At 67.6% G+C, this 13351-nt stretch carries 9 protein-coding genes; 4 read left to right on the forward strand and 5 right to left on the reverse strand.

Annotated features, from left to right (window positions below):
- Positions 1 to 209 precede the first annotated feature (209 nt).
- The 4 genes from ACQR1H_RS14765 to ACQR1H_RS14780 all read left to right on the forward strand — a co-directional run bounded on the left by ACQR1H_RS14765 (position 210) and on the right by ACQR1H_RS14780 (position 7143).
- A complete protein-coding gene (locus ACQR1H_RS14765; protein WP_434907740.1) occupies positions 210 to 1793 on the forward strand; it encodes a Do family serine endopeptidase in 1584 nt (527 codons plus the stop codon).
- A 271-nt stretch (positions 1794 to 2064) separates the two neighbouring features.
- Positions 2065 to 2745: a response regulator transcription factor gene (locus ACQR1H_RS14770; RefSeq protein ID WP_315726077.1), complete on the forward strand. Its 681-nt coding sequence runs from the start codon at positions 2065 to 2067 to the stop codon at positions 2743 to 2745.
- Positions 2729 to 4189: a sensor histidine kinase gene (locus ACQR1H_RS14775; RefSeq protein ID WP_434889215.1), complete on the forward strand. Its 1461-nt coding sequence runs from the start codon at positions 2729 to 2731 to the stop codon at positions 4187 to 4189. Before ACQR1H_RS14770 ends, ACQR1H_RS14775 begins: the two co-directional genes overlap by 17 nt.
- Entirely contained in the window at positions 4186 to 7143 is a 2958-nt protein-coding gene (locus ACQR1H_RS14780; RefSeq protein ID WP_316238671.1) for a bifunctional [glutamine synthetase] adenylyltransferase/[glutamine synthetase]-adenylyl-L-tyrosine phosphorylase, read from the forward strand. Before ACQR1H_RS14775 ends, ACQR1H_RS14780 begins: the two co-directional genes overlap by 4 nt.
- Before the next feature lie 29 nt (positions 7144 to 7172).
- Here the strand turns inward: ACQR1H_RS14780 and ACQR1H_RS14785 are convergent, their stop codons facing one another.
- Genes ACQR1H_RS14785 through ACQR1H_RS14805 form a run of 5 tightly spaced genes read right to left on the reverse strand, consistent with a single transcriptional unit; the run spans position 7173 to position 13189 of the window.
- A complete protein-coding gene (locus ACQR1H_RS14785; protein WP_315805076.1) occupies positions 7173 to 7415 on the reverse strand; it encodes a formate dehydrogenase subunit delta in 243 nt (80 codons plus the stop codon).
- On the reverse strand, positions 7405 to 8253 hold the full coding sequence (gene fdhD / locus ACQR1H_RS14790; protein ID WP_315805077.1) for a formate dehydrogenase accessory sulfurtransferase FdhD: 849 nt from the start codon (positions 8251 to 8253) through the stop codon (positions 7405 to 7407). The genes ACQR1H_RS14785 and fdhD overlap by 11 nt, the downstream gene beginning before the upstream one ends.
- A gap of 1 nt (position 8254) precedes the next feature.
- Complete coding sequence (gene fdhF / locus ACQR1H_RS14795) at positions 8255 to 11134, reverse strand: formate dehydrogenase subunit alpha (protein WP_316182737.1); 2880 nt, start codon at positions 11132 to 11134, stop codon at positions 8255 to 8257.
- Between the two features lie 25 nt (positions 11135 to 11159).
- Positions 11160 to 12716: a formate dehydrogenase beta subunit gene (locus tag ACQR1H_RS14800; RefSeq protein ID WP_316238670.1), complete on the reverse strand. Its 1557-nt coding sequence runs from the start codon at positions 12714 to 12716 to the stop codon at positions 11160 to 11162.
- On the reverse strand, positions 12713 to 13189 hold the full coding sequence (locus ACQR1H_RS14805) for a formate dehydrogenase subunit gamma (RefSeq protein WP_316238745.1): 477 nt from the start codon (positions 13187 to 13189) through the stop codon (positions 12713 to 12715). The genes ACQR1H_RS14800 and ACQR1H_RS14805 overlap by 4 nt, the downstream gene beginning before the upstream one ends.
- Between the last annotated feature and the right edge of the window lie 162 nt (positions 13190 to 13351).

Raw genomic sequence — 13351 nt, forward strand, 5'->3', positions numbered from 1 at the left:
TGGGCAAGCGCCTGGTCTCGCAAGGCTTTTCCGTCTCGTTCCAGCATCCGCGCCATTCCGCCGCAGTCTGTGTGTCCATCCATTACAGAAGTTTAACGCCGCAGCCAGCACGCCGTAAGGCGGCAAGTCCCATCTTCACTGGCGAACGGGGCGCACAGCCCGGGACACACGTTTTGACCTTGACCAAAATCACTTCCGGAGAAAACCGTATGACCGAACGTCCGACCGACCTGTCCTCGCTTCCATCCTATCAGAAGCCCCGGCGCGGGCTGTTCTCGGCGCGCAAGTTCGCGCTGATGGCCTCCGTGGTCGCGGGCCTCGGTGTTGCCGCCTACGGCCTGTCGCCGCAGGGGGCGCCGCTCGACCTGTTCTCGACCTCGGCGCATGCGCAGGTCGCCAACGAGGTCAGCAAGGTCGCGCGCCCGATCGGCTTTGCCGACATCGTGGAGCGGGTGAAGCCGTCGGTGATTTCGGTCAAGGTCAACATCGCCGAGAAGGTGTCGAAGGACGACAGCGACGAGGATCTGCCGTTCCAGCCGGGCTCGCCGATGGAACGCTTCTTCCGCCGCTTCGGCGGTGAGAACGGCATTCCCGGCATGCCGGGCCGCGGCGGCCGTGGTGGCGGTCGCGCCGTGACCGGGCAGGGCTCCGGCTTCTTCATCTCCGCCGACGGCTATGCCGTGACCAACAACCACGTGGTCGACAGCGCCAACAAGGTCGAGGTGACGACCGACGACGGCAAGACCTACAGCGCCAAGGTGATCGGCACCGACCCGCGCACGGATCTCGCGCTGATCAAGGTCGAGGGCGGCTCGAATTTCTCGTTCGCCAAGCTCGCCGACGGCAAGCCGCGTATCGGCGACTGGGTGCTGGCGGTCGGCAATCCGTTCGGCCTCGGCGGCACGGTGACGGCGGGCATCGTCTCGGCGGTCGGCCGCGACATCGGCAACGGCCCGTATGACGATTTCATCCAGATCGACGCGCCCGTGAACAAGGGCAATTCCGGCGGTCCGGCGTTCGATGTCGACGGCAATGTCGTCGGCGTCAACACCGCGATCTACTCGCCCTCCGGCGGCAGCGTCGGCATCGCGTTCTCGATCCCCGCCTCGACGGTGAAGAGCGTGGTGGCGCAGCTCAAGGACAACGGCTCGGTCAGCCGCGGCTGGATCGGCGTGCAGATCCAGCCGGTGACGCAGGACATCGCCGACAGCCTCGGCATGAAGAAGGCCGAGGGCGCGCTGGTCGCCGAGCCCCAGGCCAACGGCCCGGCGGCGAAGGCGGGCATCCAGTCCGGCGACGTCATCACCGCTGTGAACGGCGAGCCGGTGAAGGACGCGCGTGAGCTCGCCCGCACCATCGGCGGCATCGCGCCGGGCGCCTCGGTCAAGCTCAACGTCCTGCACAAGGGCGAGGACAAGACCATCAACCTGACGCTCGGCAAGCTGCCGAACACCATCGAGGCCAAGGCCGACACCGGCGGCGACAATGCGAGCCCGACCCGCGGCGCCGACGTGCCGAAGCTCGGCATGACCGTGGCGCCCGCGTCGAGCGTCGCCGGCGCCGGCAAGGAAGGCGTCGTCGTCACCGAGGTCGATCCGAAGAGCGCGGCCGCCGATCGCGGCTTCAAGGAAGGCGACGTGATCCTCGAGGTGGCCGGCAAGTCGGTGACCTCGGCGGGTGACGTGCGCGAGGCGATCAACGGCGCCAAGGCCGACAACAAGAACAGCGTGCTGATGCGTGTGAAGAGCGGCGGCCAGTCGCGCTTCGTCGCGGTGCCGCTGGCCAAGGGCTAAGGGAGGGCTAAGGCCCTCACGAGATGGGAGACCGCCGGCATGTGCCCCCGCACCGGCGGCTCTTCCTGGGGGCGGGCTTCAAGTTCCGCTCCCGCAAACCTTCCGTTGGATAATGCCCCCCTCCGTCGGAAGGAACTCGGGCGGTGAGGTCCCCCAGCCTCACCGCCCACTTTGCTGCCGATCAACCCCGGGCCCATGCCGCCTTGCACGGAAACGGCGGCCGGTCCATGTAGATGGACATCGAACCGTGACCGCCGCCCCCGTTTCCGCAATGCGCCTCCTGATCATCGAAGACGACCGCGAGTCCGCCGACTATCTGGTCAAGGCGTTCCGCGAGGTCGGACATGTCGCAGACCTCGCCAGCGACGGCGAGGAGGGGCTCGCCATGGCCGAGAGCGGGGATTACGACGTGCTGGTGGTCGACCGCATGCTGCCCAAGCGCGACGGCCTGTCGCTGATCGGCGCGCTGCGCGACAAGGGCAACCGGACGCCGGTGCTGATCCTGTCGGCGCTCGGCCAGGTCGACGACCGCATCAAGGGCCTGCGCGCCGGCGGCGACGATTATCTGCCGAAACCCTACGCCTTTGCCGAGCTGCTGGCCCGCGTCGAGGTGCTGTCGCGCCGCCATGGCGGCCCGGCCGAGGAGACCACCTATAAGGTCGGCGACCTCGAGCTCGACCGGCTGTCGCATCGGGTGGCGCGCGGCAAGGATGAATTGACGTTGCAGCCGCGCGAGTTCCGGCTGCTCGAATATCTCATGAAGCATGCGGGCCAGGTGGTGACGCGCACGATGCTGCTGGAGAACGTCTGGGACTATCACTTCGATCCGCAGACCAACGTGATCGACGTCCACATCTCGCGGCTGCGCTCCAAGATCGACAAGGGGTTCGACCGTCCGCTGCTCCACACCATCCGCGGCGCGGGGTACATGATCCGTGACGGCCTTCGGTAAGCTGATCCGCACCACGGCATTCCGGCTGACGCTGGTCTATCTGCTGTTGTTTGCGCTGTTCGCCGCCTCGCTGCTCGGCTATTTCGCCTGGAACACCCGCCGCCTCATCACCGAGCAGATCTCGACCACGGTCACCTCCGAGATCAGCGAGATGACCGACATCTTCGCCCGCTGGGGCCTGCGCGGAATCGTCGGCGCGATCGAGAGCCGCGCGCTGCGGCCGGGCGCCAATCTCTATCTCATCACCACGCCGAGCGGGCAGGCGATCGCCGGCAATGTCGGCTCGCTGGCGCCGGGCGTGATGGGCTCGTCCGGCTGGTCGGAGACGTTCTACCGGCGGCTCGACGACAGCACCGAGCACAGCCACCGCGCGCTGGTCTATGTCACCCAGCTCTCCAGCGGTTTTCGGCTTTTGATCGGCCGCGATCTCGAGGAGCGCCGCCGCCTGTTCGGCATCGTCGCCAAGGCGGCGCAATGGTCGGTGCTGGTCGTGGTGGTGCTCGGCATCGGCGGCGGCATCTTTGTCGCGCGGCGCGTGCTGTACCGGATCGACGCGATGACCGGCACGACGCGGCGGATCATGGATGGCGATCTCTCCGGCCGGCTGCCGGTCGGGCGCAGCGGCGACGAGCTCGATCGCCTGGCGGAGAATCTCAACGCCATGCTGGAGCGCATCGAGGCGCTGATGACCGGCCTCAAGGAGGTCTCCGACAACATCGCGCATGATCTCAAGACGCCGCTGACGCGGCTGCGCAACCGCGCCGAGGAGGCGCTGGCGAAGTCGCGCTCCGAGGACGAATATCGCGCGGCGCTGGAGCGCACGATCGAGGAATCCGACGGCCTGATCCGCACCTTCAACGCGCTCTTGATGATCGCGCGGGCGGAGTCCGGGCAGGCGCGCGGCGATATGGTCGAGTTCGATGCGGCCGAGGTCGCCGGCGGCATCCACGAATTGTACGAGCCGCTGGCCGAGGATAATGAGATGACCTTGCGGGTCAAGGCCGCGGCCGCGCCGGTGCATGGCAATCGCGAGCTGATCAGCCAGGCGCTCGCCAATCTCGTCGAGAACGCGATCAAATACGGCAAGCCGGCCGCGCTGCCGCTCGATCCCGCCGCCGCGGCTGCCAGCCGCGAGATCCTGATCGAGGCGCGGCGCGAGGGCGGACAGGTATTGCTCAGCGTCACCGATCATGGCGAGGGCATTCCCGAGGCCGAGCGCAAGCACGCGGTCGAGCGTTTCGTGCGGCTGGAGGCGTCCCGCACCTTGCCGGGGTCGGGCCTCGGCCTCAGCCTCGCCGCCGCGGTGGCGACCCTGCATGGCGGCGAGCTCCGGCTCGGCGATGCCAGGCCGGGCCTGGTCGCGACCCTGGTGCTGCCGGCCGGCGCAGGCCAGCCCGCGAAGCTTGCGGCGCCGGCGCAGGATGTGCCACAGAAGGCCGCATGACCTCATCCGCGCCGGGAAACGCGGACGGGCAGATGCTGGCCGAACGTTTCGTTGCCGGCCCACATGTCCGTGCGCCCGACAAAGCCGAACTCCGTCTCAACGAGTGGCTCGCCGAGCTCGAGCCGTCCTTGGCCGCCTCGCTCCGCCCGCTGCTCGCCGGCGGCTGGGCCCGCACCATCCTGCTCGGGATTGCCGACAGCTCGCCCTATCTGTTCGATCTCGTCCGCGCCGACGGCCATCGCCTCGACCGTCTCTTGCGCTGCGAGCCGCAGGCGCATCTCGCCGAGCTGATCGCCCGCACCGGCCGCGAGGTGTTTGCCGCTTCCAGCGAAGCCGAGGTGATGAGCCTTTTGCGCCGGCTGAAATCCGAGGCGGCGCTCTTGATCGCGCTGTGCGACATCGGCGGCGTCTGGCCGGTGATGCAGGTGACGGCGGGGCTGACCGACGTCGCGGTGTCCTCGGTGCAGATGGCGCTGCGGTACCTGTTGCGCCTGGAGACGGTGCGCGGCCGGCTCGCGCCCGTCGATGCCGACGATCCGGAGCAGGGCAGCGGCCTGTTCGTGCTCGCGATGGGCAAGATGGGCGCGGGCGAGCTCAACTATTCGAGTGACATCGACCTGATCGTGTTCTTCGATCCCGAGGTCAATTCGCTGGCGCGCGACATCGAGCCGCAGCCGTTCTTCGTCCGTGTCACGCAGGCGATGGCGCGGCTGCTGCAGAGCCGCACCGCCGACGGCTACGTGTTCCGCGTCGATCTGCGGCTGCGGCCGGATCCGGCCTCGACGCAGGTGGCGATGTCGACCGAGGCGGCCTTGCATTACTACGAGCGCGAGGGCCGCACCTGGGAACGCGCCGCGATGATCAAGGCGCGGGTCTGTGCCGGCGACGTCGTCGCGGGCGAGGCGATGCTGGCGGAGCTGTCGCCGTTCGTCTGGCGCAAGCATCTCGACTTCCAGGCGCTGACCGACGTCCACGACATGAAGCGGCAGATGCAGGTCTATCGCGGCCACAGCGAGATCGCGGTCGAAGGCCACAACGTCAAGGTCGGGCGCGGCGGCATCCGCGAGATCGAGTTCTTCGCCCAGACGCAGCAGCTGATCGCCGGCGGCCGTCATCCCGAGCTGCGCGTGCGCCCGACGCTCCAGGCGCTCGACGTGCTCACGGCCAGCAACTGGATCACGGAGCAGGCGCGCGACGAGCTCACCACGGCCTATGAGTTCCTGCGCCGGGTCGAGCACCGGCTGCAGATGATGGCGGACGAGCAGATCCACAGCCTGCCCGACGATGTCGAGGGCGTGAGCCGATTCGCATGCTTCTTCGGCTATGAGAGCCGCGAGCGGTTCGCGGCCGATCTGCTGTTCCATCTCGACATCGTGCAGGGGCACTACGCCAGGCTGTTCGAGGGCGATCCGACCGGCACCGTCAGCCTGCCCGCGGTGAACTACGGCGCCGGTCCCGACGAGCCGCGCCTGATGGAGCATCTTGCCGGATTGGGCTTCCGCGATCCGGTGATGGTCGCCAAGACCCTGCAGCAATGGCTGGCGGGCGAGTACCGCGTGTTCCGTGCTGATGCGACGCGCACGGCGTTCACCGATTTCCTGCCCGCGCTGATCGATGGTCTCGCCCATGCCGACGAGCCGGATCGCGCCGTCGTGGCCTTCGACCGCTTCCTGCAGGCGCTGCAGCTCGGCGGCCGCCTGATCACGCTGCTCGGGCAGAACCGTGATCTCGTTGCGCTCGTCGCGCTCGTGCTCGGCGCTGCGCCGCGGCTCGGCGACATGCTGGCGCGGCAGCCGCGGCTGATGGACGGCCTGATCGATCCGCGCTTCTTCGGCGCCATCCCGGACCGGCGCGAATTGTCGGAGCGGCTGGCCTCGACGCTACAGGATGCCGGGACCTATGAGGAGTTTCTCGATCGCCTCCGGCTGTTCGGCCAGGAAAGCCTGTTCCTGATCGGCACGCGCATCCTCTCCGGCACGGTGTCGGCGCAGCAGGCCGGCACCGCGTTCGCCGACGTCGCCGAGGGCATCGTGCACACCGTGCATGATCTCGTGACCGAGCGCTTCGCCGCCCAGCACGGCCGCATCAAGGGCCAGGAGACCGCGATCGTCGCGATGGGACGGCTCGGGGCCCGCGAGATGACGGCCTCGTCCGATCTCGACCTGATCCTGCTCTATGATTTCGACGGCGATGCCCCGGATTCCGACGGCGAGCGCTCGCTGCAGGGCGCCCACTACTTCGCGCGCTTCACTCAGCGGCTGATCTCAGCCTTCACCTCGCGCACCAATTACGGCGTGCTCTACGACATCGACATGCGGCTGCGGCCGTCGGGCCGCGCCGGCCCGCTGGCCTCGCACATCGACTCCTTTGCGCATTATCAGGAGCAGGAGGCGTGGACCTGGGAGCACATGGCGCTGACGCGGGCGCGGGTGATCTCGGCTTCGCCGGCGTTTCGGGTTCGGATCGAGGAAATCATCCAGGCTGCGCTGCGGCGGGTGCGCGACAGGAGCGCGATCGCGCGCGATGTCGCCGACATGCGCCGCGCGATCGCGGCCGAGAAGGGCGAGGCGGATCTGTGGGACCTCAAGCATGCCGCCGGCGGCATGGTCGACATCGACTTCGTCGCGCAATATCTGCAGCTCGTGCATGCGGCGACGACGCCGGAGATCCTCGACGTCAGCACGCTCGCGGTGCTCGACAATGCCGAGCGGCTCGGCGTGCTGCCGCGTGCCGAAGCCGTGATCCTGCGCCAGGCTGCGCGGCTGTATCACGATCTGACGCAGATCGTGCGGCTGTGCGTCAGCGACAAGTTCAGGCCGGATCAGGCCGGCGAGGACCTGCTGCGGGTGATGGCCCGCGCAGGCGACGCGCCGGATTTCTCGGCGCTCGAGGCGCGGTTGCGCGAGACTCAGACCGAGGTGCGGCGCGTGTTCACGGCACTCGTGGAGGGATGACCTGACCGGGAGCGCGGTCGGACGGCCGCCTATGCCTTTTCCTTGGCGACCGCCGCCTGCTTCAGCCGGCCGATCGCTTCCTTCACCGCCGGGTCGAGGCCGGCGCCGCCGGCATCGTGGTGCGCATAGATCGTCTTGAGCATGCGCGGGTCCCAGAACTTCTTGATGTGCTCGGCGACGCCGGCGACCTCTTTCTCCCGGCCCTGGCTCTGGAAGAACTTGCCGATCTGGTTGGCCATGTAGACGAGGCGCTCGGAGGGGTTATGCGACATGGGTGTTGTCCGTCTGTGTTGGTCGCGCGCCGGTCTCGGCGCCCGCGACGATCCGGTCGGGATGGGTGAAGATTTCGAAGCCGTCGTTGCGGGCCACGGCAATGAGCGTGATGCCCGCGGCGTCCGCCATGCGAATGGCGAGCGCGGTCGGCGCTGACACCGCGACCATGATGGGTGCGCCCATGGCAGCCGCCTTCTGCACCAGCTCGACCGAGACGCGGCTCGTCAGGATCACGAGGCCCTCGCTCGCCGCACAGCGCGCTTGCGCGAGGTGGCCGGCGAGCTTGTCGAGGGCGTTGTGGCGGCCGACATCCTCGCGGAGCGCGACGATGCCGCGCGCCGGCGTCCAGAAGGCGGCGGCGTGCACCGCGCGGGTCTCGTGGTTGAGCTTCTGCAGCGGCTCGATCGCCGCCAGGGCCGCCATGACGTCGCGCGGCGTGAAACGCCGGCCGTCGGGGACATGCGCTGCCGGCCGGACCGCTTCGCTGATGGAATCGATGCCGCACAGGCCGCAGCCGGTGGGGCCGGCGATGTTGCGGCGGCGCTCGGCCAGGCGTTCGGCGAGAGCGTCGGGCAGCCACATCCTGAGTTCGATGCCGTCATCCAGCTCGACGACGTCCAGCGAGATGATGTCGTCGCGGCTCGTGACCAGACCTTCGTTCAGGCTGAAGCCGATGGCGAAGTCGCGGAGGTCCTGCGGCGTCGCCATCATGACGGCCTGGGTGCCGCCATTGTAGGTCAGCGCGACCGCAGTCTCCTCCGGCACGCGGCGGTGGCCCTCGGTGAGGGCTCCGTCGCGCCAGACCAGACGATCCGCGATGCGCACTGCATCGGTCATGCTACTCCGCCGCCTCCACGACCGGGGCGATGCGGCGCGAGTTGCGGGCCTGCTCGTCATAAGCCTTTTGCCAGTCCGACGGACCGTTGGACTGCGACACCTGCACCGCCGTGACCTTGTACTCCGGACAATTGGTCGCCCAGTCCGAGTAATCGGTGGTGATGACGTTGGCCTGGGTCAGCGGATGGTGGAACGTGGTGTAGACCACGCCCGGCGCCACGCGCTCCGAGATCAGCGCATGCAAGGTGGTCTCGCCGGCGCGGCTCGTCAGCCGCACCCAGTCGCCGTCGCGAATGCCGCGCTGCTCGGCATCGTGCGGATGGATCTCCAGCACGTCCTCGCCATGCCACACCACGTTGTCGGTGCGCCGCGTCTGGGCGCCGACATTGTACTGCGACAGGATGCGCCCCGTGGTGAGTAGCAGCGGGAAGCGCGGGCCGGTGCGCTCGTCGGTCGCGACATATTCGGTGACCACGAACTTGCCCTTGCCGCGGACGAAGCCGTCGACATGCATGATCGGCGAGCCCTCGGGATACTTCTCGTTGCAGGGCCACTGCACCGAGCCCATCTCCTCGAGCTTCTGGTAGGAGACGCCGGTGAAGGTCGGCGTCAGCGCCGCGATCTCGTCCATGATCTCGGACGGGTGGTTGTACGTCATCTCGAAGCCCATCGCCTTGGCGAGGCCGATCGTGACCTCCCAGTCGGCCATGCCATTGCGCGGCGTCATCACCTTGCGCACGCGCTGGATGCGGCGCTCGGCATTGGTGAAGGTGCCGTCCTTCTCCAGGAAGGTCGAGCCGGGCAGGAACACGTGGGCGTAGTTGGCGGTCTCGTTCAGGAACAGGTCCTGCACGATGACGCATTCCATCGACGACAGCGCCTGCACCACATGCGTGGTGTTCGGATCGGACTGCAGGATGTCCTCGCCCTGCACATAGAGGCCCATGAAGGTGCCTTCGATCGCCGAGTCGAACATGTTGGGGATGCGCAGGCCCGGCTCGGGGTTGAGCTTGACGTTCCACATCGCCTCGAACTGCTCGCGCACCGCGTCGCCCGCAATATGCCGGTAGCCCGGCAGCTCGTGCGGGAACGAGCCCATGTCGCAGGAGCCCTGCACGTTGTTCTGGCCGCGCAGCGGGTTCACGCCGACGCCGCGGCGGCCGATATTGCCGGTCGCCATTGCGAGGTTGGCGATCGCGATCACCGTGGTCGAGCCCTGGCTGTGCTCGGTGACGCCCAGGCCGTAATAGATCGCGCCGTTGCCGCCGGTGGCGTAGAGCCGGGCGGCGCCGCGGATCGCTTCCGCATCGACACCGGAGATCTTTGCGACCGCTTCGGGGCTGTTCTTCTCCAGCGCGACGAACTCGGCCCAATCCTGGAATTCGCTCCAGTCGCAGCGCTCGCGCACGAAGGTCTCGTTGACGAGGCCCTCGGTGACGATGACATGCGCCATCGCGGTTAGGATCGCGACGTTGGTGCCGGGCAGCAGCGGCAGATGGTAGTCCGCCGCGACATGCGCCGACTTCACGAGATCGATCTTGCGCGGATCGACAACGATCAGCTTGGCGCCCTGGCGCAGCCGCTTCTTCATGCGCGAGCCGAACACCGGATGCGCGTCGGTCGGGTTGGCGCCGATCACCATGATGACGTCGCTGTCCTCGACCGAGTCGAAGTCCTGCGTGCCGGCCGAGGTGCCGAAGGTGGTGGCAAGGCCGTAGCCGGTCGGCGAATGGCAGACGCGGGCGCAGGTGTCGACGTTGTTGTTGCCGAAGCCGGCGCGGATCAGCTTCTGCACCAGATAGGTCTCTTCGTTGGTGCAGCGTGACGAGGTGATGCCGCCGATCGAGTCGCGGCCATACTTCGCCTGGATGCCACGCATCTTGTCGGCGGCGAATTTGAACGCCTCGTCATAGGAGACCTCGCGCCAGGGCTGGTCGATGCTCTCGCGGATCATCGGCTTGAGGATGCGCTCCTTGTGGGTCGCATAGCCCCAGGCGAAGCGGCCCTTGACGCAGGAATGGCCGCGATTGGCCTTGCCGTCCTTGTACGGCATCATGCGCACCACTTCCTCCCCGCGCATCTCGGCCTTGAAGGTGCAGCCGACGCCGCAATAGGCGCAGGTGGTGACGGCCGAGTGCTCGGGCTGGCCGATCTCGATCACGCTCTTCTCGGTCAGGGTCGCGGTCGGGCAGGCCTGCACGCAGGCGCCGCAGGAGACGCATTCCGAGCCGAGGAAGCTCTCGCTCATGCCGGGCGACACCCGGCTGTCGAAGCCGCGGCCCGAGATGGTCAGCGCGAACGTGCCCTGGACCTCCTCGCAGGCGCGGACGCAGCGCGAGCAGACGATGCACTTGGAGGGATCGTAGGTGAAATAGGGGTTGGACTCGTCCTTCGGCAGCCAGGCCGGATTGGCCTCGCCGCAGGCGTCGGCGAACACGTGGTTCTCACCCTGGTTGCCGTAGCGCACGTCACGCAGGCCGACCGCGCCGGCCATGTCCTGCAGCTCACAATCGCCATTGGCGGCGCAGGTCAGACAGTCGAGCGGATGGTCGGAGATGTAAAGCTCCATCACGCCCTTGCGCAGCTTCTTCAGCCGCTCGGTCTGGGTGTGCACGACGAGGCCCGCGGCCACCGGCGTGGTGCACGAGGCCGGCGTGCCGGCGCGGCCCTCGACCTCGACGAGGCAGAGGCGGCACGAGCCGAACGCGTCGACCATGTCGGTCGCGCACAGCTTCGGGATCTGCGTGCCGGCCTCCATGGCCGCGCGCATGATCGAGGTGCCCTCGGGAACGGTGATGCTCTGGCCGTCGATGGTGAGCGTGACCATCTTTTCGGACTTGGAGAGCGGCGTGCCGTAATCGGTTTCGTGGATGAGCGACATGGTCGGTGTCCTTGTTCCCGATATCTTATTCCGCAGCCTGCAGGCGCGGCTGCTGGGGGCCGAAATCTTCGCGGAAGTGCTTCAGCGCCGAGAGCACAGGGTAGGGCGTGAAGCCGCCGAGTGCACAGAGCGATCCGAGCTTCATAGTGCCGCAGAGGTCCTCGACCAGGGCGATGTTCTCGGCGACGCGCTCGCCGCGGCGGATCTTGTCGATGGTCTCGGCGCCGCGCGTCGAGCCGATGCGGCAGGGCGTGCACTTGCCGCAGGATTCGATGGCGCAGAACTCCATCGCGAAGCGCGCCTGCTTCGACATGTCGACGGTGTCGTCGAACACGACGATGCCGCCATGGCCGATCAGGCCGTCCTTGGCGGTGAACGCCTCGTAGTCGAACGGCGTGTCGAACAGGGCGCGTGGGAAGTAGGCGCCGAGCGGACCGCCGACCTGCACCGCACGAACGGGACGGCCGGTGAAGGTGCCGCCGCCGATGTCGTCGACCAGTTCGCCCAGCGTGATGCCGAATGCGGTCTCGAACAGGCCGCCGAACTTGACGTTGCCGGCGATCTGGATCGGCATCGTGCCGCGCGAGCGTCCCATGCCGAAATCGGCATAGGCCTTGGCGCCCTCGTCGAGGATGAACGGGATCGCGGCGAACGACAGCAGGTTGTTGACCACGGTCGGCTTGCCGAACAAACCATGATGGGCGGGCAGCGGCGGCTTGGCGCGCACGATGCCGCGCTTGCCCTCGAGGCTCTCCATCAGCGCGGTCTCTTCGCCACAGACATAGGCGCCGGCGCCGGTGCGGACCTCCAGCTCGAACGTATAGTTCGAGCCCGCGATCTTGTCGCCGAGCAGGCCCGCCTTCCTGGCGATGTCGATCGCCTTGGCCATGGTCGCGATCGCGTGCGGATATTCCGAACGCGTGTAGATGTAGCCCTTGGTGGCGCCCACCGCGATGCCGCAGATCGTCATGCCTTCGATCAGGACGAAGGGGTCGCCTTCCATCAGCATGCGGTCGGCGAAGGTGCCGCTGTCGCCTTCGTCGGCGTTGCAGATGACGTATTTGCGGTCGGCTGCCGTCTGCGCCACCGTCTTCCACTTGATGCCGGTCGGGAAGCCGGCGCCGCCGCGGCCGCGCAGGCCGGAGGTGGTGACCTCGGCAATCACGGCGTCAGGCGTCAGCGACAGGGCGCGCGTCAGGCCCTTGTAGCCGCCATGGGCGCGGTAGTCGTCGAGCGACAGCGGATCGACGATGCCGCAGCGGGCGAAGGTGAGGCGGGTCTGCCGCTTCAGCCACGGGATCTCCTCGGTCAGGCCGAGCGAGAGCTTGTGCGACTTGTCGGCGATAACAGCGTCGAGCAGCGACGGCACGTCGTCTGCTGTCACCGGTCCGAAGCCGAACCGGCCCTGCGCCGTCTCCAATTCGACCAGCGGCTCCAGCCAGTACAACCCACGCGAGCCGTTGCGCACGATCTCGATATCGACCTTCCGCTCCAGCGCCGCCTTGTGCAGCGCGTGGGCGACCTCATCGGCGCCGACGGCGAGTGCGCCGGCATCACACGGGACAAAAAGACGCATGCTCATCGCTGGGCCTCCGAGACGAGAGCATCGATCCGGGCTTCGTCGAGCCGGCCGACCAGCCGGCCGTCGATCATCGCCGATGGCGCGGTGGCGCACAGGCCGAGGCAGTAGATCGGCTCGAGCGTGACGCGCTCGTCGGCCGTGGTGTTGCCCATCGCGATCCCGAGCTTGGCCTCGGCGCGGGCCGCGAGCGCGTCGCCGCCAGCGGCCTGGCAGGCCTCGGCGCGGCACAGCTTGAGCACGTGACGACCGGCCTTCTTGGCCCGGAAATCATGGTAGAACGTGAACACGCCGTAAACCTCGGCGCGCGAGAGGTTCAAAGCGGATGCGATCATCGGAATGGCATCCTCCGGCACGTGGCCGAACGTCTCCTGCAACGCATGGAGGATGGGCAAGGTTGCTCCCTCCATCTTGCTATGTTCGGCGATGATCTCGGCGCCGCGCGCCGCGTCCCAACTTTCGTACACCGGCGTCATCCTGATCCCGATTCTGCGTTGCAAGCGTTTCGCACATCCAAATTGGAATTGCTCAAGATATCAATAAAGCAGTCCCGTGCTGCGATAGCGAAACGCAATCGAGAGATAGCTAGAAGTTGACGAAAAACGGGCCTTCGCGCGACCGGCTTGCGGCCGCGTTTT

Source organism: Bradyrhizobium sp. HKCCYLRH2015, assembly GCF_051168215.1.
Classification (GTDB): Bacteria; Pseudomonadota; Alphaproteobacteria; order Rhizobiales; family Xanthobacteraceae; genus Bradyrhizobium.